At 68.6% G+C, this 24,495-nt stretch carries 23 protein-coding genes and 2 tRNA genes; 9 read left to right on the top strand and 16 right to left on the bottom strand.

Annotated elements, in window-relative coordinates:
• The first annotated feature begins 102 nt into the window (after positions 1–102).
• Both AC1DP3_RS11395 and AC1DP3_RS11400 read left to right on the top strand, forming a co-directional pair.
• Entirely contained in the window at positions 103–1,419 is a 1,317-nt protein-coding gene (locus AC1DP3_RS11395) for an MFS transporter (protein WP_477293327.1), read from the top strand.
• Position 1,420: 1 nt separating this feature from the next.
• Positions 1,421–2,077 (top strand): pentapeptide repeat-containing protein, encoded by a 657-nt coding sequence (locus AC1DP3_RS11400; protein ID WP_477293329.1) that lies wholly within the window; start codon positions 1,421–1,423, stop codon positions 2,075–2,077.
• Between the two features lie 190 nt (positions 2,078–2,267).
• Here AC1DP3_RS11400 and AC1DP3_RS11405 read toward each other — a convergent pair whose 3' ends face one another.
• The gene (locus AC1DP3_RS11405; protein WP_477293331.1) at positions 2,268–3,131 is read right to left on the bottom strand and encodes an endonuclease domain-containing protein; all 864 of its coding nucleotides are present in this window, start codon (positions 3,129–3,131) and stop codon (positions 2,268–2,270) included.
• 345 nt (positions 3,132–3,476) lie between these two features.
• Between AC1DP3_RS11405 and valS the strand changes: the two genes are divergently transcribed.
• The 4 genes from valS to AC1DP3_RS11425 all read left to right on the top strand — a co-directional run bounded on the left by valS (position 3,477) and on the right by AC1DP3_RS11425 (position 8,740).
• A complete protein-coding gene (gene valS, locus AC1DP3_RS11410; RefSeq protein WP_477293333.1) occupies positions 3,477–6,056 on the top strand; it encodes a valine--tRNA ligase in 2,580 nt (859 codons plus the stop codon).
• A 1-nt stretch (position 6,057) separates the two neighbouring features.
• Entirely contained in the window at positions 6,058–6,312 is a 255-nt protein-coding gene (locus AC1DP3_RS11415) for a hypothetical protein (protein WP_477293334.1), read from the top strand.
• 40 nt (positions 6,313–6,352) lie between these two features.
• Entirely contained in the window at positions 6,353–8,404 is a 2,052-nt protein-coding gene (locus AC1DP3_RS11420; RefSeq protein WP_477293336.1) for a M3 family metallopeptidase, read from the top strand.
• A 105-nt stretch (positions 8,405–8,509) separates the two neighbouring features.
• Complete coding sequence (locus AC1DP3_RS11425; RefSeq protein ID WP_477293338.1) at positions 8,510–8,740, top strand: hypothetical protein; 231 nt, start codon at positions 8,510–8,512, stop codon at positions 8,738–8,740.
• A gap of 129 nt (positions 8,741–8,869) precedes the next feature.
• On the opposite strand, the gene AC1DP3_RS11430 is transcribed toward AC1DP3_RS11425, so the two are convergent.
• Positions 8,870–11,119, bottom strand: coding sequence for a sensor histidine kinase (locus tag AC1DP3_RS11430; RefSeq protein WP_477293340.1), 2,250 nt, complete (start codon positions 11,117–11,119; stop codon positions 8,870–8,872).
• Between the two features lie 128 nt (positions 11,120–11,247).
• Here AC1DP3_RS11430 and AC1DP3_RS11435 point away from each other — a divergent pair, with 128 nt between their 5' ends.
• Positions 11,248–11,874, top strand: coding sequence for a LuxR C-terminal-related transcriptional regulator (locus AC1DP3_RS11435; RefSeq protein ID WP_477293342.1), 627 nt, complete (start codon positions 11,248–11,250; stop codon positions 11,872–11,874).
• A 16-nt stretch (positions 11,875–11,890) separates the two neighbouring features.
• Here AC1DP3_RS11435 and clpX read toward each other — a convergent pair whose 3' ends face one another.
• From clpX to AC1DP3_RS11465, 6 genes are all read right to left on the bottom strand, one after another.
• Complete coding sequence (clpX, locus tag AC1DP3_RS11440) at positions 11,891–13,159, bottom strand: ATP-dependent Clp protease ATP-binding subunit ClpX (protein WP_477293344.1); 1,269 nt, start codon at positions 13,157–13,159, stop codon at positions 11,891–11,893.
• A 205-nt stretch (positions 13,160–13,364) separates the two neighbouring features.
• Positions 13,365–14,048 carry an ATP-dependent Clp protease proteolytic subunit gene (locus tag AC1DP3_RS11445; protein WP_477293346.1) on the bottom strand — a complete coding sequence of 228 codons (684 nt, stop codon included), beginning with the start codon at positions 14,046–14,048 and terminating at the stop codon, positions 13,365–13,367.
• Positions 14,049–14,082: 34 nt separating this feature from the next.
• Positions 14,083–14,670 (bottom strand): ATP-dependent Clp protease proteolytic subunit, encoded by a 588-nt coding sequence (locus tag AC1DP3_RS11450; protein WP_477293348.1) that lies wholly within the window; start codon positions 14,668–14,670, stop codon positions 14,083–14,085.
• An 89-nt stretch (positions 14,671–14,759) separates the two neighbouring features.
• Positions 14,760–15,230, bottom strand: a complete 471-nt coding sequence (locus AC1DP3_RS11455; protein WP_477293350.1) for a tetratricopeptide repeat protein — start codon at positions 15,228–15,230, stop codon at positions 14,760–14,762.
• A 73-nt stretch (positions 15,231–15,303) separates the two neighbouring features.
• Positions 15,304–16,731: a trigger factor gene (gene tig / locus AC1DP3_RS11460; protein WP_477293352.1), complete on the bottom strand. Its 1,428-nt coding sequence runs from the start codon at positions 16,729–16,731 to the stop codon at positions 15,304–15,306.
• Positions 16,732–16,811: 80 nt separating this feature from the next.
• Positions 16,812–16,885, bottom strand: a tRNA-Pro gene (locus AC1DP3_RS11465).
• Between the two features lie 153 nt (positions 16,886–17,038).
• Here AC1DP3_RS11465 and AC1DP3_RS11470 point away from each other — a divergent pair.
• Entirely contained in the window at positions 17,039–17,947 is a 909-nt protein-coding gene (locus tag AC1DP3_RS11470) for an alpha/beta fold hydrolase (RefSeq protein WP_477293354.1), read from the top strand.
• A 663-nt stretch (positions 17,948–18,610) separates the two neighbouring features.
• Here the strand turns inward: AC1DP3_RS11470 and AC1DP3_RS11475 are convergent.
• From AC1DP3_RS11475 to AC1DP3_RS11490, 4 genes are all read right to left on the bottom strand, one after another.
• Positions 18,611–18,684 (bottom strand) — tRNA-Gly (locus AC1DP3_RS11475).
• A gap of 84 nt (positions 18,685–18,768) precedes the next feature.
• Positions 18,769–19,080, bottom strand: coding sequence for a hypothetical protein (locus AC1DP3_RS11480; RefSeq protein ID WP_477293356.1), 312 nt, complete (start codon positions 19,078–19,080; stop codon positions 18,769–18,771).
• A gap of 92 nt (positions 19,081–19,172) precedes the next feature.
• A complete protein-coding gene (locus AC1DP3_RS11485; RefSeq protein ID WP_477293358.1) occupies positions 19,173–19,544 on the bottom strand; it encodes an A1S_2505 family phage non-structural protein in 372 nt (123 codons plus the stop codon).
• Position 19,545: 1 nt separating this feature from the next.
• Positions 19,546–20,088 carry a gamma carbonic anhydrase family protein gene (locus AC1DP3_RS11490; protein WP_477293359.1) on the bottom strand — a complete coding sequence of 181 codons (543 nt, stop codon included), beginning with the start codon at positions 20,086–20,088 and terminating at the stop codon, positions 19,546–19,548.
• A 125-nt stretch (positions 20,089–20,213) separates the two neighbouring features.
• Here AC1DP3_RS11490 and AC1DP3_RS11495 point away from each other — a divergent pair, with 125 nt between their 5' ends.
• Positions 20,214–20,699 carry a Dps family protein gene (locus AC1DP3_RS11495; RefSeq protein WP_477293361.1) on the top strand — a complete coding sequence of 162 codons (486 nt, stop codon included), beginning with the start codon at positions 20,214–20,216 and terminating at the stop codon, positions 20,697–20,699.
• Positions 20,700–20,769: 70 nt separating this feature from the next.
• On the opposite strand, the gene AC1DP3_RS11500 is transcribed toward AC1DP3_RS11495, so the two are convergent.
• The 4 genes from AC1DP3_RS11500 to AC1DP3_RS11515 are packed head-to-tail and all read right to left on the bottom strand — an operon-like array spanning position 20,770 to position 24,481.
• Positions 20,770–22,269: an amidohydrolase gene (locus AC1DP3_RS11500; RefSeq protein WP_477293363.1), complete on the bottom strand. Its 1,500-nt coding sequence runs from the start codon at positions 22,267–22,269 to the stop codon at positions 20,770–20,772.
• Positions 22,266–22,904: an FMN-binding negative transcriptional regulator gene (locus AC1DP3_RS11505; protein WP_477293365.1), complete on the bottom strand. Its 639-nt coding sequence runs from the start codon at positions 22,902–22,904 to the stop codon at positions 22,266–22,268. The genes AC1DP3_RS11500 and AC1DP3_RS11505 overlap by 4 nt, the downstream gene beginning before the upstream one ends.
• A gap of 22 nt (positions 22,905–22,926) precedes the next feature.
• The gene (locus AC1DP3_RS11510) at positions 22,927–23,928 is read right to left on the bottom strand and encodes an Fpg/Nei family DNA glycosylase (protein ID WP_477293366.1); all 1,002 of its coding nucleotides are present in this window, start codon (positions 23,926–23,928) and stop codon (positions 22,927–22,929) included.
• A 7-nt stretch (positions 23,929–23,935) separates the two neighbouring features.
• On the bottom strand, positions 23,936–24,481 hold the full coding sequence (locus AC1DP3_RS11515) for a ribose-5-phosphate isomerase (RefSeq protein ID WP_477293368.1): 546 nt from the start codon (positions 24,479–24,481) through the stop codon (positions 23,936–23,938).
• Positions 24,482–24,495 lie beyond the last annotated feature (14 nt).

The raw sequence follows: 24,495 nt of genomic DNA on the forward strand, positions 1-24,495 counted from the left end.
GATTCTACCGGGCGACCGCAACCCCGCAGGCGACCGGGCTGCTCGCGGGCCGCCGGGAATGCCGCATCCTGATCCGAGGTTTCTGGACTCGTGCCAAGATCGATGTCCGTGACCACCGCTCCGCCCCTGTCTTCCCCCCTCCCCGATTCCGCCACACCGACGCGCCGCGTCGCCTGGGCGTCGATGGTGGGGACGTCGCTCGAGTCCTTCGACTTCTACGTCTTCGCGTACTTCGCCGCATTCTTCGTCGGTCCGCTCTTCTTCGATCCGCTCGGGGACTTCGGCGGCACGCTCGCCGCCTTCTCGACGATCGCGCTCGCGTTCGTCGTCCGGCCGATCGGCGCGGCGATCTTCGGGCACATGGGAGACCGCCTCGGCCGCCGCGCGACGCTGCTGTGGACGGTCGGCATCATGGGCGTCGCGACCGGCCTCATCGGCGTGCTGCCCACCTACGCGCAGGCCGGATGGATCGGCGCGTTCCTGCTGGTCGTGCTGCGGATCGCGCAGGGACTCTCGCTGGGCGGCGAGTGGGGCGGCTCGATCCTGCTGGCCACCGAGCACTCCGGACCCGTCAAGCGCGCGTTCTACGCCGCCATCCCGCAGCTCGGGTCGCCCGTCGGGTCGATCCTCTCGGCCGTGGTGTTCATCGTGATGACGATCGTCCTGCCCACCGAGGAGCTCGTCGCGTGGGGCTGGCGCATCCCGTTCCTGCTGGCGTTCCCGCTCCTCCTGGTCTCGCTGTACCTCCGCTGGTCGATCGACGAGACGCCCGTGTTCGAGAACGTCGTGACGGAGGGCCGGCGCGACCGCATCCCCTTCTTCGCGATGTTCCGGCAGCGTCCCGCCGCCCTGGCCATCGCGATCGGGGCGGCGCTCCTGGGCATCGGCTCCTACTCGCTGATGAACACTTACACGATCAACTACGGGGTCGACCAGCTGGGCTTCAGCTTCCAGGATCTGCTGGTCGCGACCACGATCGGCGCGCTCCTTCAGCTCGTGACGATCCCGCTGTTCGGCGTGTGGGCCAGCCGCATCGGTTCCGCGCGAGTGGTGGCGTGGGGCGCGCTCGGCACGCTCCTGATCGCGTTCCCCATGTACTACCTGCTGCAGTTCGCGACCTTCCCGATCCTCGTCGCGACGATGATCATCGGCGGGATCCTGCCGACCATGTCGTGGGCGGCGCTCGGCGGCCTGATGAACGACCTCTTCCCCGACCACTTCCGCTACTCGGCTCTGTCCATCGCCTATGCGCTCGCGGCGACGGTGAGCGGGTTCGTCCCGCTGGTGACCGCCGCGCTCGGCGGCGCGACGGACTTCGCGTGGTGGCATCCGGGCATCGTCCTGGCGATCCTGTCGGCCGTCACGCTGCTGTCGGCGTGGGCGGCGGCCCGCCTGAAGCCCGAGCCCGAGGTCGGGTGAGGTGGCACGGGCCCGAGGTCCCCTTGCGCCGCGCATCGCACCGCCCGACCTTCCCGCCGCCCTCGAGTCGGTGTTCGGGCTCGAGCGGCGCGCGGATCTGGTGGGCGCACGCATCCGCGATCTCTCCGGAGATGCGGATGCCGCGCACGCCCAGCTGACCGAGTGCACGGTGGATGCGGCATCCGTCTCGCGCCTCGACTTCACGGGAGCGACGCTGACGGATGTCGAGATCGGCGAGCTGCGGGCCACCGAGGTCGTCGCGCGCAACAGCCGGTGGCGCTCCGTGCGGATGACCGGAGGCCGCATCGGCACCTTCGACCTGAGCGGCGCCGAGCTCGGCGCGGTGGAGCTGCGCGGCATCCGGATCGACTATCTGTCGCTGCGCGGCGCGACAGCCACCGACCTCCTGGTGACGGACTGCGTGATCGGCTCGATCGATCTGCCGCTCGCCACGCTCTCGCGCGTCGCCTTCACCGGCTCGCGGGCCGATGAGGTGGACACCGACGGCCTGCGTGCCGAGCACGTGGATCTGCGCGGCCTCGACGCCGTGACCTTCACCCGCCCCGACACTCTTCGCGGGACGACGCTCTCCGAGAGCCAGGTGCAGGCGCTCGCGGTCCCGCTGGCGGTCGCGGCGGGCATCGACGTCCGAGGCTGAACCGCCGCGGCTCACGCTGCACTGAGCTCCGTCGCCACGTCAGGCAGAGCCCCTCCCTTCCGCCCTCGGCATCCGGGTAGAGGCCTGACGCGCCACACGACACGACGCCACAACTGCGGAGATCGCCACATGTACGGAGGAATGGTCGGGATTCCGTCCGGGGAATCGGCGATCTCCGTGGTTCTGGCTCTCACGTGGCCAGATGCAGTCCCAGAGCGATCGCGCGCATGATCACGTCCTGCACCGTGTGCCAGCGATCGATGACCTGGACGTATCCCACGCGGATGACGTGGTACCCCAGGAGCATGAGCTGCGCATCATGCTCGATGTCCGAGTTCCGCTGCGCGCCGACGTGGTGACCGCCGTCGATCTGCAGTGCGAGGCGGTCCCCGATCAGGAAGTCCACCCGGTGCCCCGCGATCCATGCCTGCGGCACGATCGGCAGGCGCAGCCACAGCAGCCGCGGAACCACGAACGTCTCCAGCCCTGAGTCCGAAAAGTGCGACGCCACGCTGAGCAGCCGGCGGGCGGCTGTCGACAGGTCGAATCGCTCGAGTGCCGCGCGCGTGACCAGACCCGCGCGCAGGGCCGATTCCCATATTGCGAGCGCGGGCTCGAACGGCTGGCACGCTGAGACCAGAGCAAGCACGTTCTCGATCGGGTCCACGAGCGAGTCAGGATGCCTCGGGATGAGTGGTTTCGACCAGTGCACCGTCGCTCCCACCGCACGGGACAGTCCGTGCGGGTTCAGTGCGACATGTGGCCGGTCTTCGTTCAGAACCCACAACCCGAGTCGCCGGGCCTGGGTGATGCAGCTCACCACGACTCCGGCGCGTGCCGCCGCGACGAGGTAGGCGTCGGCGGAGGGAACCGCGACCCACCCCTTGCGCACCTTGACGATGCACCCTTCAGCCATCGCCATCCTCAGGGCGTACCGGCGGATGCCCGCATCTGTCAGTGTCGCCACCCGCGCGACACCGCCGAGATTCCTCACCGCCTCGGCGACGGCATCCATCCTGGCAACGTCGGGACGACTGGCTGCGGCGACCTGCATGGCTTCGACCCTGCATCCGGCGCAGCCGACGGATGGGCCGGGCGGCTGAGTAGGGGCAAACTGCCGCGCACCGCCGCATGTGGAGGAGCGCAGCATGCTCTGCGACCGCGCCGCAGCCACATCTGCGGAGATCGCCACAACTCCGGACCCACACGGCTGATCGCGTCCGAAGAACGGGCGATGTCCGGAGATGCGGCGCCTGTCGCCGGCAGATCACGCGGGATCACCGGGACGATGGATGCCGCATCCCGCGGCGTCCTCTCACCGCGGACGGCTAGAATCGCTGGGCATCCCACACTCAGGCACGCTCACACAGTGCCGCACATATCGCACAAGGAGACCTCCATGGCCGATGCTCAGATTCCCGACAAGCCCGCCCTCGAAGGTCTCGAAGACAAGTGGGATGCCACGTGGACCGAGCAGGGAACCTACCTGTTCGACCGCGCCACGGCGGCTCAGGTCGGCCGTGAAGGCATCTACTCCGTCGACACTCCCCCGCCGACGGCCTCGGGAAGCCTGCACATCGGGCACGTCTTCAGCTACACGCACACCGACGTGAAGGTGCGCTACGAGCGCATGCGCGGCAAGACGGTGTTCTACCCCATGGGCTGGGACGACAACGGCCTGCCCACCGAGCGCCGCGTGCAGAACTACTACGGCGTCCGCTGCGACCCGAGCCTGCCGTACGCCGAGGGCTTCACGCCCCCGTACGAGGGCGGCGACAACAAGAGCAGCAAGGCCGCGGATCAGGTGCCCATCAGCCGCCGCAACTTCATCGAACTGTGCGAGCGCCTCACCGTCGAGGATGAGAAGCACTTCGAGGACCTCTGGCGCAAGCTCGGCCTCAGCGTCGACTGGACCCAGACCTACCGCACCATCTCGGACGACACGATCCGCACGAGCCAGCGCGCGTTCCTCGAGAATCTCGAGCGCGGCGAGGCCTACCAGGCCCTTGCGCCGACGCTGTGGGACATCGACTTCCGCTCGGCGATCGCCCAGGCCGAGCTCGAGGATCGCGACCAGCAGGCGGCGTACCACCGCGTCGCCTTCCACAAGAGCGATGACTCCGGCGACATTCACATCGAAACGACACGACCGGAGCTGCTCGCGGCGTGTGTCGCGCTCGTCGCCCACCCGGATGACGACCGCTACAAGCCCCTGTTCGGCTCGACGGTGCGCACGCCGATCTTCGACGTCGAGGTTCCCGTCCTCGCCCACCCGCTGGCTCAGCCAGACAAGGGCTCGGGCATCGCCATGATCTGCACGTTCGGCGATGTGACCGACATCATCTGGTGGCGTGAGCTGGACCTGCCGAACCGCACCATCCTCGGCAAGGACGGGCGCATCGTGGCGGAGGCTCCTGAGGCGATCGTGACGGATGCCGCGAAGGCGGCGTACGCGGAGCTCGCGGGCCTCACCGTGTTCAGCGCCAAGAAGCGCGTGGTGGAGCTGCTCAAGGAGTCGGGCGAGCTCATCGGTGATCCGAAGCCCTTCACCCACCCGGTCAAGTTCTATGAGAAGGGCGATCGCCCGCTGGAGATCGTCTCGACGCGCCAGTGGTACCTGCGCAACGGCGCACGCGACGAGGAGCTGCGCGACACGCTGATCGGCCTGGGCCGTGAGATCTCGTGGCACCCGGACTTCATGCGCGTCCGCTTCGAGAACTGGACGAACGGCTTGACCGGCGACTGGCTGGTCTCGCGCCAGCGGTTCTTCGGCGTGCCGATCCCCGTCTGGTACGGCCTCGACGACGACGGAGAGCGCGACTACAACCGGGTGCTCGTGCCGTCGCTCGACCGCCTGCCGGTCGATCCGTCGACCGATGTGCCCGATGGCTGCACCGCCGACCAGCGCGGCGTGCCGGGCGGGTTCGTCGGCGAGACTGACATCTTCGACACCTGGGCCACTTCCTCCCTCACGCCGCAGCTCGCCGGCGGCTGGGAGCGCGACCCGGAGCTCTGGAACCTCGTCGCGCCGTTCAACCTGCGCCCCCAGGGCCAGGACATCATCCGCACCTGGCTGTTCTCGACTCTGCTCCGGAGCGCTCTAACCGATCACCGGTCGCCCTGGTCGGATGCTGCCATCTCGGGCTTCATCGTCGACCCGGACCGCAAGAAGATGTCCAAGTCGAAGGGCAACGTCGTCACGCCGGCCGACATCCTCGTGCAGCACGGCTCGGACGCAGTCCGCTACTGGGCGGCCTCGAGCCGCCTCGGCACCGACGCCGCATTCGACCCGCAGAACCCCACTCAGATCAAGATCGGCCGACGTCTGGCGATCAAGGTGCTGAACGCCGCGAAGTTCGTGCTGTCGTTCCCCGTGCCCGAGGGCGCCGAGGTCACGCACGCGCTCGACGCGTCGATGCTCGCCACCCTCGACGGAGTGGTGCGTGACGCAACGAGGGCGCTCGAGGGATACGACCACGCGCGGGCCCTCGAGATCGCCGAGTCGTTCTTCTGGACGTTCTGCGACGACTACCTCGAGCTCGTGAAGGAGCGCGCCTACAACCACGCCGACGTCGGACAGGCATCAGCTGCCCTCGCGCTGCGCATCGCGCTCGAGACGCTGCTGCGCCTGTTCGCCCCTGTGATCGCCTTCGCGGCCGAAGAGGCCTGGTCGTGGTTCCACGACGGCTCGGTGCACGTCGCCGGCTGGCCGGAGCCGCTCGGGATCGAGGGCGACCCCGCCGTGCTCACCGCCGTGGGCGAGGCGCTCGTCGGCGTCCGCCGCGCGAAGACCGAGGCCAAGGCCTCGCAGAAGACCCCCGTCGCGCGCGTCACGATCGCCGCTCCCCCGGCATCCATCGCGGCGCTCCAACTGGCAGAAGGCGACCTCAAGGCAGTCGGCCGCATTGCGGAAATCGCGTATACGGATGCCGAAGCCACCGCGGTCGCCGCCATCGAACTCGCACCTGTGGAGGTCTGACATGCAGCTCGGAACACGCTGGACATCCGGCGACACTCCCCCCGCGGCCGTGCCCGAGGCGCTCGCCCACGGCATCCGCGGCGTCGACACCGCGATGCCCTCCGACGAGCTCGGGCAGCCGCGCCCGCGCTGGACCCTCACGTGGCTCGAGGGCCGGCCGATCGCCGAGCTCGACACCGGCGTCATCGTCACGCTCGATGACGAGGGGGTCGCGGTGGTGCGCCACGACGACGAGACGTCGTTCGGCGGGCACTGAGCGGGCTGAATCCACTCGGGGCCTCGGTAGGCTCGGCCCTATGGCGCCCGAGAACCCGCTGCTGACCGCGAGCACGCTTCCCTACCGGCTTCCCGACTACGCGGCGATCCGGCCAGAGCACTATCTGCCGGCGTTCGAGGAGGCGTTCGCGCAGCACAGGGCTGAGGTGTCCGCGATCACCCGCGCGCGCTCGATGCCGACCTTCGAGAACACCGTCGTCGCCCTCGAGGCCAGCGGGCGGCTCCTCACCGACGTGTCCCGGACGTTCTACACCGTCTCGTCGGCGGACGCCACGCCCGCGATCCAGGAGATCGAGGAGGCGCTGGCACCGCTCATGTCGGCGCACCACGACTCCATCCAGCTCGATGCCGAGCTCTACTGGCGGATCAAGACGCTCCATGAGCAGCTCGATGAACTGGAGCTCGGAGCGGAGGAGCGGTACCTCGTCGAGCGTCACTTCATCGAGAAGACGCAGGCCGGAGCCGGACTCGACGAGAAGGCCAAGGCGCGGCTGACCGAGATCAACCAGCGCCTGTCCACGCTGACCACCGCATTCGAGAAGAACCTCCTCGCCGACACCAACGACCTCGCGGTCGTCTTCGAATCCGCCGACGAGCTCGACGGGCTCTCCGAGGGGGAACTCTCGGCGACGGCTCAGGCTGCGGCTGACCGGGGTCTGGAGGGCTCGTACCTCGTGACGCTCACGCTGTTCACCGGCCATCCCTACCTCGCAAGCCTCACCAATCGCACGAGCCGCAAGCGGATCCTGGATGCTTCCCGCTCACGAGGTTCGCGAGGCAACGCGTTCGACAACCAGGACGTTCTCCTCGAGATCGTGCGGCTGCGCGCCGAGCGCGCGGCGCTCCTCGGCTTCCGCTCCCACGCCGCCTTCGTCACCGCCGACGAGACCGCCGGCTCGCCCGAGGCGGTGCATGCGCGACTCCGCGAACTCGCGGCCCCTGCCGCGCGCAACGCACGCCGGGAGCAGGCGGCGCTCCAGGGCATCATCGACGCAGAGCCCGACCCGTTCACCCTCGAGGCGCACGACTGGGCGTTCTACACCGAGAAGGTTCGCCAGGCCGAGTACGACCTCGACCGGGCAGCCCTGCGTCCGTGGTTCGAAGCCGAGCGCGTCCTCCGGGACGGCGTCTTCCGCGCGGCGACCGAGCTCTACGGCATCACCTTCACCGACCGGCCGGACCTCCGGGCCTACCACCCGGATGCGCGGGTCTTCGAGGTCCATAATCCGGACGCATCACCGCTGGGGCTGTTCATCTTCGACCTGTACACCCGCGACACGAAGCGGGGCGGCGCCTGGATGAACTCCATCGTCTCGCAGTCGCACCTGCGCGGTACGAAGCCCGTCGTGGTGAACAACCTGAATGTGTCCAAGCCCGCGCCGGGCAAGCCGACCCTGTTGTCGCTCGACGAGGTGACCACGCTCTTCCACGAGTTCGGCCACGCCCTGCACGGGCTGTTCGCCACCGTGACCTACCCGCATTTCGCGGGGACCAACGTGTTTCGCGACTTCGTGGAGTTCCCGAGCCAGGTCAACGAGATGTGGATCTACTGGCCCGAGATCCTCGCCTCCTATGCACGGCATGTCGAGACCGGCGAACCGCTCCCGGCCGACGTGGTGGCGAAGCTCGACGACTCCGAGACGTTCAACCAGGGGTTCGGGACGAGCGAGTACCTGGCCGCATCCTGGCTCGACCAGGCCTGGCATTCCCTGGACACCGAGGAGGCAGCACGCGACATCGATGTCGCGGAGTTCGAGGCATCCGCACTCTCCGATATCGGACTCGACAACCCTGCGGTGCCGACCCGCTACTCATCCACGTACTTCGCGCATGTGTTCTCGGGTGGCTACAGCGCCGGCTACTACTCCTACATCTGGAGCGAGGTGCTGGATGCCGACACCGTCGAGTGGTTCCACGAGAACGGCGGCCTCACCCGCGCCAACGGCGAGCGGTTCCGTCAGCGCCTTCTCGGAGTCGGCGGCTCGAAGGACCCGCTCGAGGCCTACCGGGACTTCCGGGGACGGGATGCCGACATCGGGCCGCTCTTGCAGCGACGAGGTCTCGCGGCCTGACCCCCCCCGGAAGTGGGGGGTCGTCCCGCACCCACCTCCCTGTCAGCATGAGCCTCGAGGCCCGCTCGGGCCTTCTCGCTCGTCGGGGATTTCTGGGAGGGATCCATGTCCAACATCCTGCAGGTGCGTCCTCTTCGGCGCGCGGCGGCGGCCGCAGTGGCCACTGGGCAGGGCAGCGACGGCTACGCATACAGGGTCACCGTCGTGGACAAAGGAGCCGGGGGCGGCAGGACGCGTACGGCCGACACCATCTCGGTGACCATCACGACCCCGGCAGGTGCGACTGTGTTCGGCGCAAGTGGTCCTCTCCAGGGAGGCGACATCGCCGAGCACTGATCCGGCCGGGCCGGTGTGGGTCGCTTCCTGGGGAGAAGCGACCCGCGGGCGCGGGTGCGGGTCGCTTCTTGGGGGAAGCGACCCGCACCGTCTTGCATGCCGGGTGCTGCATGCGTGAGCCACGCCGGGTCAGTTCACCACGTGCTCCGCGAAGGGCGCCCCGTCGACCGTCACGCTGACCAGTGCGGTACCGCGCTCCTCGGCGATGCGCACCGTGACCGTCTGCCCCGCGGCGCGCAGGAGCTGATCTGCCGTCCATACTGCGGCGTCGTGGCGCTGCGGATCCGTCAGCGCGCGCCGTTCCAGGTCGTCGAGGAGACGGACCTCGGTTCCGCGCAGGCGGGCCTCACGCAGCACGGTTGTCAGTGGCTCGTTGACGAGGCTCTTGCCGCGGATACGGTCTCGCTGCTCGGCCTCCAGAGCCCGGGAGCTCGCGGTGTCCACCTCTGCATCGGCGGCGAGACGCATCAGCAGCGGCTCGGTGGCGATCCGCACCGCGTGCAGTTCCCGCATCGACTCCAGATCCATCGCCCGCGCCCCGGCCGCCTTCTCCCGACTCGCTCGCTCGGCCGTCCGATAAGCGTCGATCTGCCGGGCCGACCGCTTGAGCCCCATCGCAAACGCCGACACGGCGGCGAGGCTCAGGAGGCTCGGCAATGCCAGTCGAAGGCCGAGCAGCGCCGACTCGGTGATGGCGTAACTCCATCCGACGAGGACCAGCGCTGCGAAGGTGCAGACGACCCACGCGTGCAGTACGCGTCCCCGCACCGCGAGTCCGCATGCGAGCAGGAGAGCCGCACGCAACTCCCAGAAGGCGAGGTCGGTGGCCGCGGTGCTCGAGATGATGGCTGACACCAGGGCGAGCAGCGTCAGTACCACGAAGGCCACCATGACGGCGTTCGTGCGCCACCGCACCAATGGCATGGGCGTCGGAAGCGCGAGCAGCGCCGCGGCTACGAAGCTGACCGCGAGCGCTGCCAGACCCAGCGGCGTGCGGGCGGGCTGCCCGACGAAAACGAGCGAGGCCACGGAGTAGCACACGATGAACCACGCGCACAGGACGAGCGGTACCGCTCCCCCGAAGGCGAACGAGTTGTCCACCCCGGCCGACCCCGGTCGACCTGGTACCCGGCGGCCGTCGTCGGGCGGTGGCATGTCAGCCGGCGCATTCGCCCAGTGCAGGATGACAGCGGTTCCGCGTGAGGGCGAGCTGCGCACCTCAGCCGAGCCACCCGGCACCGCCCGCATCCGCTCGAGGATGCCCTGCCGCACGCCGATCCGTGCCGAGTCCACCTGGCGCGTGTCGAATCCGACGCCGTCGTCGAGGACGACGATCTCGACCCCGGCACCCGAGGCCGTCAGATGCACATGCCGCGCCACGACCGGTCGGCTGGCAGGGTCACCGGCATGACGGATGCTGTTGCGCAGGGCCTCTGCGGCTGCATCGATCAGAGCCGCGCCCGCGGCCGCGGGCATCGGCACGGCAGCTTCCAGGACCATGTCGAACCGGGCGGCGGGATCACATTCGGACGTCGTGGCCCGCAGCCGCTCCGCAAGAGCACCCGCGGTATCGATGTGCACGGACGGTCGATCGGCCGCGGATCTCAGTTCACGCAACGCCTCGGCGGCCTGCACGCGGACCCTCTCACGGGACGCCCCCTGTGCATGGGCCAGCAATGCGGTCAGAACCCGGTCGTGCACGAGGAGCTGCACCCGCCGCCGACCGATGCGACTCGTCTCCGCGCGCGCCGCGGTCTCGGCTTCCGCTATGGCGACGGCCAGTGCATTGTCGGCCATGCGGCCGGCAATGACCACCGCGCAGATGAGGGTGGGGAACATGACCATATTGAAGAGCTGCCGTACAGCCTCGCCGGCGATGTCGTCGACGAACGGGTCGTCAGCCGTCAGTACGAGAGTGATCATCACGACGATCTGAAGCGTCCCGATATAGGCGGCGAGCAGCGCAATTCGCTCGCTCCATGCCAACGCCGCCGCGCAGGCGCCGATCAGGCCAAGGGGGGAGAGCCACAGCGTTCCCTCTACGCCCGGCGCTTTCGTGGCCAACAGCCACGCACCGGCGGAGACGTAGGCGAGAACCACACCGACGGCCTCGGCCATCCACAGTCTTCGGGCGGTCGCCAGCGAGCCCCAAGCCGAGGCCACCGCCGCGAGAATCGCCGGAAGCACCGTCACCGACAGCCCGATGAGGAGCGAGGCGCCCATCATCGGCCATTGCCCTACGATGACGTCGATGTGCGCCACCGTTCGCGCGCACGCAGCGATGCCGAGGGCCACTCCGATCATGCGCTCCAGGCGTTCCGCGGCGTAGCCGGGCCGCGGCGCCGCGGTCACCGCTCGCCATGAAGAGGACACCGTCATGGGGCGCCTCCTCGTCTCCGGTGGGCGGGGAACTCGGGCTCACGGTAGCCGACGACCGGTTCCGATGAAACCCCGGGCCGTGATCGGCGTGGCATAGGATCAGCCCAGATCCATCTCGCGGAGGTGCCATGCTCGTCGCCCTCGTCGATGACCACGACATCGTCGGAGTTGCCGTCGAGGCGGTCGTGGATGAGATCGATGGATTGCAGTTCGTCGGCGCCGAAGCGACCGTACGGGGCCTTCTCACGCGCCACCCGCAGATCGACATCGTACTGCTCGACCTTCGCCTCGCCGACGACTCGTCGCCGGCCGAGAACGTGGCGCAACTCGCGGCCGCCGGCGCTCGCGTCGTTGTCTTCACCTCCGGCGAGAGCCGGTTCCTGCTGCGGTCGGTGGCGAAGTGCCCCATCTACGGCGTGGTGCTGAAGTCCGCACCCCGGACGCAGCTTGCCGACGCGCTTCGTGCGGTCGCATCGGGCGCCATCGAGCTGTCCGCCGAGTGGGCGTCAGCGATCGACAATGCTCCCGACGTTCATCTCGCCCACCTGAGCCCGCAGGAACAGCGCGTTCTCGCGCTGTTCGCCCGTGGGCTGAAGGCCCAGAGCGTGGCGTTCGAACTCGGCATCTCCCCGCACACGGTCGAAGACCACGTGAGTCACATCAGAAGGAAGTTCGCCGAGGTGGGGCGCCCCGCGTACACGAAGATCGACCTGTACAGGCGCGCTGTAGAGGACGGCATCCTGCCMTCTCCGTAGACCGGCGACGGCCGGGTCAGGCGCTCTTGCGCTTGTGCCGCAGGACGAGCGTGGGGGGCGCGCCCTCGTCGACGGACGCCCGTGTGACGATCACCTTGTCGACGTCCTCAGCGGAGGGGATCTCGAACATGATCGGCCCGAGCACGTCCTCGAGGATCGCGCGCAGTCCGCGGGCACCGGCCTTGCGCGTGACGGCGAGGTCGGCGATCCCCTCGAGGGCGTCGCGCTCGAACTCGAGCTCGACCCCGTCGAGTTCGAACATCCGCTGATACTGCTTGACGAGGGCGTTCTTGGGCTCGGTGAGGATCTCCATCAGGGCCTCACGATCGAGCGGGCTCACCGATGCGACGACCGGCAGGCGGCCGATGAACTCGGGGATGAGACCGAACTTGTGGAGGTCCTCGGGCTGCACCTCGCTGTACAGGTCGAGATCCTTGTCCTTCTCGTGCAGCGGGGCGCCGAAGCCGATCCCATGCTTGCCGACGCGTGCCGAGATGATGTCCTCGAGGCCGGCGAACGCGCCTGCGACGATGAACAGGACGTTCGTCGTGTCGATCTGGATGAACTCCTGGTGCGGATGCTTGCGCCCGCCCTGGGGCGGCACGGAGGCGACCGTGCCCTCGAGGATCTTCAGGAGCGCCTGCTGGACGCCCTCACCAGACACATCACGCGTGATCGACGGGTTCTCGGCCTTGCGCGCGATCTTGTCGACCTCGTCGATGTAGATGATGCCCGTCTCGGCGCGCTTCGTGTCGAAGTCCGCGGCCTGGATGAGCTTGAGGAGGATGTTCTCGACGTCCTCGCCGACATACCCCGCTTCGGTCAGCGCTGTCGCATCAGCCACGGCGAACGGCACGTTGAGCCGCTTGGCAAGCGTCTGGGCGAGGTAGGTCTTTCCACACCCCGTCGGCCCGATGAGCAGGATGTTGCTCTTCGCGATCTCGACCTCGTCCGCACGCTGCTCGGCGGACTGGATGGTGCCGTGTGCGCGGATGCGCTTGTAGTGGTTGTAGACGGCGACGGCGAGCGCCCGCTTCGCGGCATCCTGACCGACGACATACTCCTCGAGGAATGAGAAGATCTCGCGCGGCTTCGGCAGGTCGAACTCCGACACCACGCCGGCGCCCTGCTCGGCGGCACGCTCCTCGATGATCTCGTTGCACAGCTCGACGCACTCGTCGCAGATGTAGACGCCCGGCCCTGCGATGAGCTGCTGGACCTGCTTCTGACTCTTGCCGCAGAAGGAGCACTTGAACAGGTCGGCGCTCTCACCGATGCGTGCCATGATGCTCCTCCAGTTGCGCGACCGGCTGGCGCGGCCGGCTGCACTCGAGCCTAACCGCTGACGCGGACAACGGGCGGGATTGCGACGTCGTTGTGCAGGGTTGCGACCCGCTGTCCGCCCGGAGCGGAACTTGCGGATCGCGCGCGAGCGCAACGCTTGCACGACGAAGCCCCGCCGCCCGAGGGCGACGGGGCTTCGGTGGTGGTCAGCGCCCGATGGCTGCCTGACTGCGCTTGCGCGTCGTCAGCACCTGGTCGACGAGGCCGTACACGACAGCCTCCTCGGCCGAGATGATCTTGTCGCGGTCGATGTCCTTGTTGACCTCTTCAATGGTCTTGTTCGAGTGCCTCGACAGCGTCTGCTCGAGCCAGGTCCGCATCCGCAGGATCTCGGCCGCCTGGATCTCGATGTCCGAGGCCTGACCATGGCCGGCCTCACCCATCGCGGGCTGGTGGATCAGGATCCGGGCGTTCGGCAGCGCCAGGCGCTTGCCGGGGGCACCCGCCGCGAGCAGCACGGCGGCGGCGGACGCCGCCTGACCGAGCACCACGGTCTGGATCTGCGGCGAGACGTACTGCATCGTGTCGTAGATCGCCGTCATGGCCGTGAAGGAGCCGCCGGGCGAGTTGATGTACATGATGATGTCGCGGTCGGGGTCCTGGCTCTCGAGCACGAGCAGCTGGGCCATGACGTCGTCGGCCGACGCGTCGTCGACCTGGACGCCGAGGAAGATCACGCGGTCTTCGAACAGCTTGTTGTACGGATCCTGGCGCTTGTAGCCGTACGCCGTCCGCTCTTCGAACTGAGGCAGGATGTAGCGGCTGCCGGGAGCCTGGACTCCGGGGAGCGCGAGACCCTGAGGCGAGGAGCCGAAGGTGGGGGTTTCCATATGTGTCGTTCCTGTCTTTCGCCGTCGATGCCGGTCAGTCAGCGGTTCCGCCGCCGCCGATGACGTCGGAGAGGTGTGCGCGGATGTGGTCGACGAAGCCGTATTCGAGGGCCTCCTCGGCGGTGAACCAGCGGTCGCGGTCGCCGTCCTCGTTGATCTGCGCCACCGACTTGCCGGTCTGGGCCGCGGTGATCTCGGCGAGGCGGTTCTTCATCGAGATGATGAGCTGCGCCTGGGTCTGGATGTCGCTCGCCGTGCCGCCGAAGCCGCCGTGCGGCTGGTGCAGCAGCACACGGGCGTTGGGCGTGATGTAGCGCTTGCCCTTCGTGCCGCTCGTGAGCAGCAGCTGGCCCATCGAAGCCGCCATGCCGATGCCGACGGTGACGATGTCGTTCGGGACGAACTGCATGGTGTCGTAGATCGCCATGCCGGCCGTGATCGAGCCACCGGGCGAGTTGACGTACAGGTAGATGTCCTTCTCAGGGTCCTCGGCTGCGAGCAGGAGGATCTTGGCGCAGATCTCGTTGGCGTTCTCGTCCCGCACCTCCGAGCCGAGCCAGATGATCCGGTCTCTAAGCAGCCTGTCGAAGACGCTCGTCGCGATAAGGGGTTCAGCGGCCATTTGTGCTCCTGATTCCGTGGTCGTCGGATCGAATCTACCGGCGCGCCGCGACCTGGCCGCCCGTGTTCGCCCTGGGCAGAGTGCGCCGCTCAGGCGAGCTCTCGCGCATAGGCGGTCACCGAGCGCGTGTACCTCGGCAGGTGCGGTGCAAGAGCCTGCAGTGCGACGGATGCCGCAGCCACCGCATCCCCACTGGACGCGAGCGCGAGCGCATAGAACGCCGCCGTCGCGTCGTGGAGGACGGCATCCGTCCCCTTCTCGTACTCGGACTTCAGCAGCGCGAGGCTCTCGCCGACCTGGCCGAGATTGCGCAGCGTGCTGGCGAGCTGGATGACGGCCTGCACCCGCCGGTCTTCATCGAGCCCGCCGGCCAGCGCGCGCCGGTACAGCGGCTCGGCCTCGGTCTCGAGCCCGGCCGAGTCACGCGCCCCCGCCCGTTCGAACAGAGCCGCCGGATCGTCCTCCGGCCGCTCCGCCGCCAGTGCGTCGATGAGGGCGATCCGCTCGTCATCGGTCGCCTCGGCCGACCACACGGCCGCTATGCGCTCATCCCAGTCCATCGCCGTCTCCCTCCGAGACGGCGAAGGGGACGGATGCCGCGGCATCCGTCCCCTTCGCATATGGCGCGAGTGCTTACTCGGCAGCCTTCTTGGTGGTCTTGCGGGGCTTCTTGGCGGGCTTCGCCTCGGCCTCCTCGGCTTCGATCACGGCGTCGGCCTCGACTGCCGCATCCGCGATCTCCTCGGCCTCTTCGACGACCTCGTCCTCAGCGTCGTCCTCGTCCTCAGCGGCGACGAAGCCGCTCAGGTCGACCGGAGCACCGTTGGTGTCGACGACCGAGACCTTGCCGAGCGCGACGGCGAGGGCCTTGTTGCGGGCGACCTCGCCCACCATGGCGGGCAGCTGGTTGCCCTCCTGGAGAGCGTTGACGAACTCCTGGGGCGCCATGCCGTACTGAGCGGCGGACTGGATGAGGTACTGCGTGAGCTCGTCCTGCGAGACCTGCACCTCGAACTTCTCGACGATGGCGTCGAGGATCATCTGCGTGCGGAACTGCTTCTCGCTCGCCTCGGTGACCTCGGCACGGTGCACGTCATCCTCGAGGCGACCCTCACCCTCGAGGTGGTTGTGCACCTCGTCCTCGACGAGACCGGCCGGGACGGGGATCTCGACCTGCTCGAGCAGGTGCTCGATGAGCTTGTCGCGCGCCGCGGAGCCCTGCGTGAACACGGACTGCTGTCCGACGCGCTCCTGGAGGCTCTCGCGCAGCTCGGCGATGGTGTCGAACTCGCTCGCGATCTGGGCGAACTCGTCGTCGGCCTCGGGGAGCTCGCGCTCCTTGACCGCCTTGACCGAGACCGATACCTCGGCCTCTTCACCGGCGTGGTCGCCGCCGACCAGCTTCGAGCGGAACGTGGTGTCCTCACCGGCGGTGAGCGAGTCGATCGCCTCGTCGATGCCTTCGAGCAGCTCGCCCGAGCCCAGCTCGTACGACACGCCCTCGGCACGGTCGATCTCGTTTCCGTCGATCTCGGCAACGAGGTCGAGCTCGACGAAGTCACCCGTCGCGGCGGGACGGTCCACCGTCACGAGCGTGCCGAAGCGGGCGCGAAGGCGCTCGAGCTCGGCGTCGATCGCCTCTTCGTCAACCTCGGCGGCGTCGACGGTGATGGTCGTGCCGGCAAGCTCCGGGAGCTCGAACTCGGGTCGCACATCGACCTCGACCTCGACCTGGAGGTCGCCCGAGAAGTCCTTCTCGTTCGGCCACTCGGTGACCTCGGCGCTCGGACGGCCCAGGACGCGCAGCTCGTTGGCGGCGACGGCCTCACGGTAGAAGACGTCGAGGCTCTCGCTCACGGCGTGCTCGAGAACCGCAGTGCGCCCGATGCGCTGGTCGATGATCGGCGCGGGGACCTTGCCCTTGCGGAAGCCCGGGATCGACACGTCCTGAGCGATGTGCTCGTACGCGTGCTTGATGCTGGGCTTGAGCTCATCCGGGGTGACCGTGATGTGGAGCTTGACCCGGGTCGGGCTGAGCGTCTCGACRGTGCTGTTGACCATGCCTGTTCGTTCTCCTCGTCTGGCCGCGCAGGAGCGCGTCGGCTGAAGGTGTGGGTCTGAGAGTTCTGAGGGCCGTGATGTCGGGGCGACAGGATTTGAACCTGCGACCTCCCGCTCCCAAAGCGGGCGCTCTACCAAGCTGAGCTACGCCCCGGGGTTGTGCATACGCGCGCGCATGCCGAACGGCCCCGAGAAGTCTAGCCGACGCGCACCGGCGTCGCCTGTAAAGGGCCCCGAAGGTGTTGACATCAGCGAGCCGGGATGGGACGTTCCCCTCGGGGTTTCTGTTTCGGGGAAGGAGCGCACCATGGTGACACGCTCGGGCGCGGGGCCGGACTACGAGCATCGGCGGCGCCGGCATCCCCGGCGGCCGCACTCCGCGCTCGCGGAGCGCTGGACGCTCGTGGACGGCGTCGACGTCTTCTACCGCGAATCCCCCGGGCCTCCCTCCGGTCGCGTGATGATGCATGTCCACGGGTTCGGCCTGTCGGGTCGGTACCTGCTGCCCACAGCCGAGCGGCTGGCCGACGAGTTCCACACCCTCGTGCCCGACCTGCCCGGCTTCGGTCGCAGCGGCCGGGCGACAGGAGGTCTCGATGTGCCCGACCTCGCCCACGCCGCGGCGCGGTTTCTCGACGATCGGGGTATCGAGCGCGTGACGCTGGTGGGCAATTCGATGGGATGCCCCGTCATCTGCGAGTTCGCGCACCACTACCCCGATCGGCTCGAGCGCGCCGTGCTCGTATCCCCCGCCGGCGGGGTGTTCAACCAGCCGCTGACTCGCGCGATGGGGCAGCTGAGCAAGGACGGCGTGCGCGAGCCCCCTGGCCTCATCCGGGTAGCCGCCCCTGACTACCTGCGGTTCGGCGTTCCGAGCACCTTTCAGATGTTCCGGGCGCTCACGCAGTATCCGACGCTCGATCGACTGCTCGCGCTGCGGATTCCGACCCTCGTCGTCATGGGTCGCCGGGATCCGCTGCTGCCTGGCCCTGCGCGCATCGAAGAGGTCGCCTCGCAGACCGACAGCCATGTGCTCGCGGTGGCGATGGAGAACGCCGCCCACGCCATCAACTTCAGCCATCCCGAGGAGCTCGCCCATGTCATCCGGCTCTTCATGGACGACCTGCCGATCGTCGACCACAGCGACGGACTTACTCACACCCATATCTACGAGGTCCACCGCGGGACACATCACCCGCCGGCGAAGACGGCGTGAAACGGGCGGTGTCGGGGGCTGGCGGCGTGCGCCGACGCGCGATACGTCTGCACAACTCCGTCGACCTCTGCTCGAGACGCCGGTCGCAGCACCCGGTGGCGGAGTTTGGTTCGCGATCGACGGAGTTGCGCATGACAGCACCCAGCTGCCTCCCGCCGGTTAGCTATCGCCGGCTCGGAGCTTTGGAGGGGATGACGGGAATCGGCCACTCCGTCTCTCCACACGCCGGCTTCGCCGTCGCGCGGAGCCTCGGACGGAGCGGGACCGCCCGCACGCCGGATCGGTTCCTACGGCATCACCACGAAAGCTCCGCCGCACCACCTTCGGCCGCGCGTCGGAGCTTTGGAGGGGATGACGGGAATCGGCCACTCCGTCTCTCCACACGCCGGCTTCGCCGTCGCGCGGAGCCTCGGACGGAGCGGGACCGCCCGCACGCCGGATCGGTACCTACGGCATCCACACGAAAGCTCTAAAGCCCGACCTTCGGCCGCGCGTCGGAGCTTTGGAGGGGATGACGGGAATCGGCCACTCCGTCTCTCCACACGCCGGCTTCGCCGTCGCGCGGAGCCTCGGACGGAGCGGGACCGCCCGCGGGCGCGATCGGTTCCTACGGCATCACCACGAATGCCCTGCCGCACCGACTTCGTCGGCGCGTCAGGGCATTGGAGGGGATGACGGGAATCGAACCCGCACCATCAGTTTGGAAGACTGAGGCTCTACCATTGAGCTACATCCCCGAGCGCACTCGGGCACCGGTCGAGTCTAATACACACCGCTCCCGCGGCCCGACGCCGCACGGGTCTCGGGCTCAGGCGGCTCGATCAGCCCATCGCAGCGAGCGACGCCAGCCACCAGACGACGTAGTTGAGGACGATCGTCCCGACCGCCACGGTCCAGCCGACACGACGTCGGAAGACGCGCACCACTGCCGCGATGACGCCGAACGTCGTGATCACCGTCGGTCCGACGACTCCGAGCGCCACGGCCCAACTGTCGGCGTGGCCCTCACGAGCAGCCCACAGAAGCGCGAACAGCACGAGGACGACGGCGTTGAATCCGGCGCAGACGCACAGGATGATCGTGAAGATCACGTCAGCCAGACGCGCATCTTCGGTGCGGGTCGCCTGCGACATGCGGGCCCCCTTCCTGACGAGCGGCATCGGCCGCGGACCGTCAGGCTAGGACGCCGCCCAGAAGTGCGCTCAGGGCCTTGCGCGAGCGCGGATCATGCGCTTCGGGGGTCCCCCAGCGCATGGACGAAACTGGCGGGGAGCACGACGTTGCCAGGCGAACCCCCGAAGAACTCCGCAACCTCGTCAGCCGTGTAGCCCGCGATGCCGCAGCCCACCTCGGTGACCAGGAAGCGCAGTTCCGGGTGCTCCCGTGCGAACTCGACGAACCGGCGGGCCTGTGCCTCGAAGACGGCCAGCCCCGACATCGTGTCGATCCCGTACGACTGGCCCTGCAGTCCTTCCGCCTGGCCCCACACCGCACCGAAGCGGTCGAACGCGAAGCGCGCCGCTCCCCCGCCGTGCGCTCCCTGCGCGTTCGAGCCGAAGACGAACACCTCGCCGGGCTCCAGTGAATCGATGCGCATCTCAGCCCTCCAGCGGCTCCGCCGAGGCGTGCGTCGAGGTGTGGCCGCGATATGTCTCCGCGTTGCGCAGGATCCCGGCCCGCTCCTCCGCAGTGAGCTCCCGCCGGACCTTGCCGGGCACGCCTGCGACCAATGACCCCGCTGGGATCTGGGCGTTCTCCAGCACCACGGCACCACCGGCGATGAGGCATCCCTCACCGATGACGGCGCCGGACAGCACGACGCTGCCCATGCCGACCAGTGAGCCGTCGCCGATCGTGCAGCCGTGGACGACGGCGTTGTGCCCCACGGACACATTGCGCCCGATCACGGTCGGATGCCCCGGATCAACGTGCACCGAGACGTTGTCCTGCAGATTGCTCCCCGCACCGACCGTGATCGCATCGCCGTCACCGCGCAGCACGGCGTTGTACCAGACGCTGGCACCCTCCGAGAGTGTCACCGCGCCGATCACCCGCGCGCCGGAGGCGACGAACGCGGTCGGGTGGATCGAGGGTTGGGCGCCCGGAAGCGAGAGGACTGACGCGTCTGCGGCGATGGTCATCCCCCGACGATACGGGAGGCATCCGCCTCTGGTGAGCCCAGCCTTGGCTTGCTTGCGGAATGAATGGTGGTGAGTAGCGTTGGACCACACCACGACAGCGATCGTCCATTCTCGGAGGGCATGACATGACGAAGACCCACACGACTCCGGCCACCGCCGCAGGCCCCGAGGTCGCCGCGGGGGCCGCCCAGTTCCTCACCCCGATCACGCTCGGGCTGCAGGCGCTCGCCGTCAACGGCAAGCAGGCGCACTGGAATGTTCGCGGCGCCAACTTCATCGCCATCCACGAGCTGCTCGACACGGTCGTGGCGCACGCGCAGGCGGGGGCTGACGAGGCCGCCGAGCGGATCGTCGCCCTCGGCCTGCCGGTCGACGCCCGTCTCGGCACCGTTTCGCAGAAGACCACGCCGACGGCTGTCGCAGCGGGCTTCTCGCAGTGGGACGACATCGTCCGCGCGGTCATCGCCGACATGGACGTCGTCATCGCCGATGTCCAGGCCGCCATCGACGGCCTGGATGAGATCGACCTCACCAGCCAGGACATCGCGATCGGCATCAAGGCATCCCTCGAGAAGGACCGCTGGTTCCTCTTCGCTCACCTCGCCGGCTGACTTCCGCACACGCAGACGAAACCCCCGGGCACAGGCCCGGGGGTTTCGTCGTGTTCGGGATGCCGCGCACTCACCTGACGTGCGTCACACGCCCGTCGAGCAGCGTCGCGGCAACCCGCATCGATCTCAGGTCGCTCTCGCCCACCGCGTAGGGGTCGCTCTCGCAGACGACCAGGTCGGCGAGCGCGCCCGGGGAGATGACGGAGGGGTGGGACGAGCCGAGATGCGTCGAGGCGGCGAGCGCCGTCGACATGCCGAGCGCCTGGTCCGGCTGCCACGGCTCGCGGCCGTCGCGCGTCCGGTGCACCGCGGCCGCCAGCGCGGCCCACGGGTCCAGAGGCGAGACGGGAGCGTCCGAGCCGAAGACGAGGTTCGCCCCGGTCCCGGCGAGCGATGCGAGCGGGTAGGGCAGCGCTGTCTGGCCCGCCCAGATCATGTCGGTCATGTCCCGGTCGTCGATGGCATGCTCCGGCTGGACGCTTGCGGTCACGCCGAGCCGGCCGAAACGGGGGATGTCGGCGTGCGAGACGAGCTGCGCGTGCTCGATGGTGCCGCGCGCCCCCGTCACCGCGAAGGCGTCGAGCGCGTAGGTGTTGGCGAGGTCCCCGATGGCATGGATCGCGCAGGCGAGGCCGCCGCCCGTCGCCAGAGTCATCAGCTCCGCCAGAGCGCTCGGCTGGACGGTCAGCACGCCGTGATTATGCGGATCACCGGGATAGGAGTGCGAGCACGCGGCCGTCCGCGTGCCGAGCGACCCGTCCGTGATCACCTTGAACGGTCCGACACGGACCAGATCGGATGCTGCACCCCGAGCGATGTCGCCGGTGCGCAGCTCCTCGGCCAGCGCGCGGGACAGGTCGTGGGGATAGATGCCGAACTCGACACGCAGTGTGTCGAACCCGTCGCGCGTCCGGCGAGCCCACGCTTCTTCGTTCCACGCCATGTCGAGATCAACGAGGCCCACGATGCCGCGGGCTGCGGCATCCGTCGCCATCTGCTGGACGAGTCGATCACCCGTCACAGGGTCCACGAGGTTGAGCCGGCGCGAGATCTCGAACGCCGGCTCCTCCCGGAGAAGGCCGGACGGCTCGGATTCGAAGCCCTCGAGCCGGAGCGCGGCCGAGTTCAGCCAGACGCTGTGCACATCGGCGTTGATGAGGTAGGTCGGGATGTCGCCGGTGGCCGCGTCGAGCACCTCGAGCGTCGGCTCGTCCGTCCAGAACGCGTCACGGAAACCGGTGCCGACACGTCGACCGTCGCTGACGGCCGCCTCGCCCATGAGCGATGCGGCGTGCGCCGGGCCCGTCGCATGCCCGAGCGGTGCACGCTGCGAAGTCAGCGCCCACTGCATCACGTGGACGTGGTGATCCCAGAGTCCGGGAATGAGGGTGCCCCCCGCCCCATCCAGGACGTCACCGCGCGGTCGAAGCGCACCCGCCGGGGCGATGTCCTCGATGACCCCGCCGGCGAGGAAGACGTCGAAGGGGCCCTCGTCGGGAAGGAGCTCGCTGCCGGGCCCCACGATCCTGACGCCCGTGATGGTCCCGATCGTCTCGCCGATCGTGGTCATGCCGGGCTCCGACGCGCATCCTGTGCCCGCCGCATCTCGTCGGCGAGGGTCGGATTGGCGAAGGGGCCTTCGCCGCTCAGCTCTCCGATGATCGTCTCGATGATCTCCGGAGTCCGATTCTGGCTCAGCTTGCGCTTGGCGACGACGCGGGTGGGTGTCAGACGGAAGCCGACGGTGCCCTTCTCGAGCCGCTCGACGAAGGCCGGGTCATTGGGCAGCTCCCAGAGGAGCCGCGGGTCGCTCTTCCGGCTCTCGAATCGCTCGACCAGCCGGTCGAGCACCCGGAGATTCTCCTCGGGCGAGAGGATCTCGGGGACGCCCGAGAGGTGGGCCGAGACGAAGTTCCACGTCGGGACGTTGGCGCCGTCTCCGTACCAGCCGGGAGAGATATACCCGTGGGGTCCCTGCACGACCACGAGCAGCTCGCGCTCCCCGAGCCCGTGGATGAGGTCATCCGGCTTTCCGACGTGCCCGACGATGGTGAGGTCGTCACGCTCCTCGTCGAGGAGCACCGCGTAGTGCGATGCCACGAGACCATCGGCGGTGTCGCTCACGAGGGTCATCCACGGGTTCCGGTCGATGAGACGGCGGAGCTCGATGACGTCGGTCATCGCGAAGCTCGGGTTCTGACGCATGCATCCAGCCTAGGAGCACACCTCAGCGCTGACAGAAGGGGCACCAGTAGAGCTTGCGCGCCGCCATCTCCTCGACCACGATCGCCGTCCCACAGGTGCGACAGGGCAGCCCGGTGCGGTGGTAGACCCAGTGCCGCTCGTCGCGGCTCGCCATCGCGGCACGCCACTGCTCGGGCTCGAGGTCGTCCATCGTCATCATCTGGCCGGTCTCCACGCCGATGGACAGCATCCGGACCCAGTCCCGCCAGAGCTCTCGCACCACCTCTTCGGGCACGCTCTTCCCGGGAGTGTGCGGGTTCAGGCGCGCGCGGTAGAGGAGCTCCGCGCGATAGACATTGCCGATTCCGCTCACGACGGTCTGGTCCATCAGCAGCAGTCCGATCGGCGTCGGCTTGCGACGAATGACCGCGGCGAAGCGCTCTTCACCTTCCCCCGGATCGTCGACGAGCGGATCCGGCCCGAGCTTGGCAATGGTCGCCGCGACCTCGAGCGGCGTCTGCAGCTGGCAGGCCGTCGGTCCTCGCAGATCCGCGCACGTGACATCGGTCAGCAGGCGCAGGCGCACCTGTCCGACCACCGGAGGCGGCCAGTCGCCTTCATCGCCGGGAAGACCCCGCGTCTGCTCCGACATGCGGACGCGGACACGCGCTCTGCGGGGGGCGCCGATCGACGAGAGCGAGTTCTCGCCCGCGGCGTCCATGATCGCCTCGTCTTCGGCGAAGGTCCCGCGCTGATTGGTCTGGCCGATCCGCCCGTTGGCAGAGGCGATGGTCGGATCGACGACGATCTCCCCGGCGAAGTCCCACGCGCCGTACATCCCGAGGTGCACCCGCAGCCACAGGTCGTCCTCGAACTCGAGGAACATCTGCTTGCCGACGGCCCGCACAGACTCCGCCTCACGCCCGTCGAGCAGCGAGGCTCCTTCGGCGAATCGCCCCTGGGGACTCGACGCGGACACCGCCCGACCGACGAAGTTGCGATCGAACTGGCGTGCGATGCGGTGGACCGAATGTCCCTCCGGCATCAGTCGATCAGCCCGCCTCAGGGTCGAACGAGCTGCTGTCGTCGGCCAGCACGTCGGGGTCGCCGGCGGTCGCGCGGGGGTCGGCCTCGAGCGCACCCTCGGTCTCGTAAGCGCCGACCTGGCGGATGCGCCGCGCGTGACGCTCCTCGTTCGAGAACGGGGTGGCGATGAACGCGTCGATGAAATCGGTGACCTGCTCGAACGTGTGCTGGCGCGCACCGACCGCAATGACGTTCGCGTCGTTGTGCTCCCGCGCGAGCTCAGCCGTCGCGATGCTCCATACGAGCGCCGCCCGCACGCCCCGCACTTTGTTGGCAGCGATCTGCTCGCCGTTGCCCGACCCGCCGAAGACGATCCCCAGTGTCTGGATCCCCGCCTCCTGATCGCGAACGACGGCCTCGGCGGCGCGGATGCAGAAGGCCGGGTAGTCGTCGAGCGGCTCGTAGTCGAGCGGACCGTGGTCGACGATGTCGTGCCCCTGCTCCGCGAGATGGTGCTGAAGCTGCGTCGAGAACTCGAGGCCGGCATGGTCGGTCGCGATGTGGATGCGCATGGATCAATCCTATG

This window comes from Microbacterium sp. P5_B6 (assembly GCF_056400345.1).

Excerpts from the sequence above, each read along its gene's own strand:
- AC1DP3_RS11395 (WP_477293327.1), top strand. The coding sequence starts at position 103 with ATGTCCGTGACCACCGCTCCGCCCCTGTCTTCCCCCCTCCCCGATTCC.
- AC1DP3_RS11405 (WP_477293331.1), bottom strand. The coding sequence starts at position 3,131 with ATGCAGGTCGCCGCAGCCAGTCGTCCCGACGTTGCCAGGATGGATGCC.
- valS (WP_477293333.1), top strand. The coding sequence starts at position 3,477 with ATGGCCGATGCTCAGATTCCCGACAAGCCCGCCCTCGAAGGTCTCGAA.
- AC1DP3_RS11415 (WP_477293334.1), top strand. The coding sequence starts at position 6,058 with ATGCAGCTCGGAACACGCTGGACATCCGGCGACACTCCCCCCGCGGCC.
- AC1DP3_RS11420 (WP_477293336.1), top strand. The coding sequence starts at position 6,353 with ATGGCGCCCGAGAACCCGCTGCTGACCGCGAGCACGCTTCCCTACCGG.
- AC1DP3_RS11425 (WP_477293338.1), top strand. The coding sequence starts at position 8,510 with ATGTCCAACATCCTGCAGGTGCGTCCTCTTCGGCGCGCGGCGGCGGCC.
- AC1DP3_RS11430 (WP_477293340.1), bottom strand. The coding sequence starts at position 11,119 with ATGACGGTGTCCTCTTCATGGCGAGCGGTGACCGCGGCGCCGCGGCCC.
- clpX (WP_477293344.1), bottom strand. The coding sequence starts at position 13,159 with ATGGCACGCATCGGTGAGAGCGCCGACCTGTTCAAGTGCTCCTTCTGC.
- AC1DP3_RS11445 (WP_477293346.1), bottom strand. The coding sequence starts at position 14,048 with ATGGAAACCCCCACCTTCGGCTCCTCGCCTCAGGGTCTCGCGCTCCCC.
- AC1DP3_RS11450 (WP_477293348.1), bottom strand. The coding sequence starts at position 14,670 with ATGGCCGCTGAACCCCTTATCGCGACGAGCGTCTTCGACAGGCTGCTT.
- AC1DP3_RS11455 (WP_477293350.1), bottom strand. The coding sequence starts at position 15,230 with ATGGACTGGGATGAGCGCATAGCGGCCGTGTGGTCGGCCGAGGCGACC.
- AC1DP3_RS11470 (WP_477293354.1), top strand. The coding sequence starts at position 17,039 with ATGGTGACACGCTCGGGCGCGGGGCCGGACTACGAGCATCGGCGGCGC.
- AC1DP3_RS11480 (WP_477293356.1), bottom strand. The coding sequence starts at position 19,080 with ATGTCGCAGGCGACCCGCACCGAAGATGCGCGTCTGGCTGACGTGATC.
- AC1DP3_RS11485 (WP_477293358.1), bottom strand. The coding sequence starts at position 19,544 with ATGCGCATCGATTCACTGGAGCCCGGCGAGGTGTTCGTCTTCGGCTCG.
- AC1DP3_RS11490 (WP_477293359.1), bottom strand. The coding sequence starts at position 20,088 with ATGACCATCGCCGCAGACGCGTCAGTCCTCTCGCTTCCGGGCGCCCAA.
- AC1DP3_RS11495 (WP_477293361.1), top strand. The coding sequence starts at position 20,214 with ATGACGAAGACCCACACGACTCCGGCCACCGCCGCAGGCCCCGAGGTC.
- AC1DP3_RS11500 (WP_477293363.1), bottom strand. The coding sequence starts at position 22,269 with ATGACCACGATCGGCGAGACGATCGGGACCATCACGGGCGTCAGGATC.
- AC1DP3_RS11505 (WP_477293365.1), bottom strand. The coding sequence starts at position 22,904 with ATGCGTCAGAACCCGAGCTTCGCGATGACCGACGTCATCGAGCTCCGC.
- AC1DP3_RS11510 (WP_477293366.1), bottom strand. The coding sequence starts at position 23,928 with ATGCCGGAGGGACATTCGGTCCACCGCATCGCACGCCAGTTCGATCGC.
- AC1DP3_RS11515 (WP_477293368.1), bottom strand. The coding sequence starts at position 24,481 with ATGCGCATCCACATCGCGACCGACCATGCCGGCCTCGAGTTCTCGACG.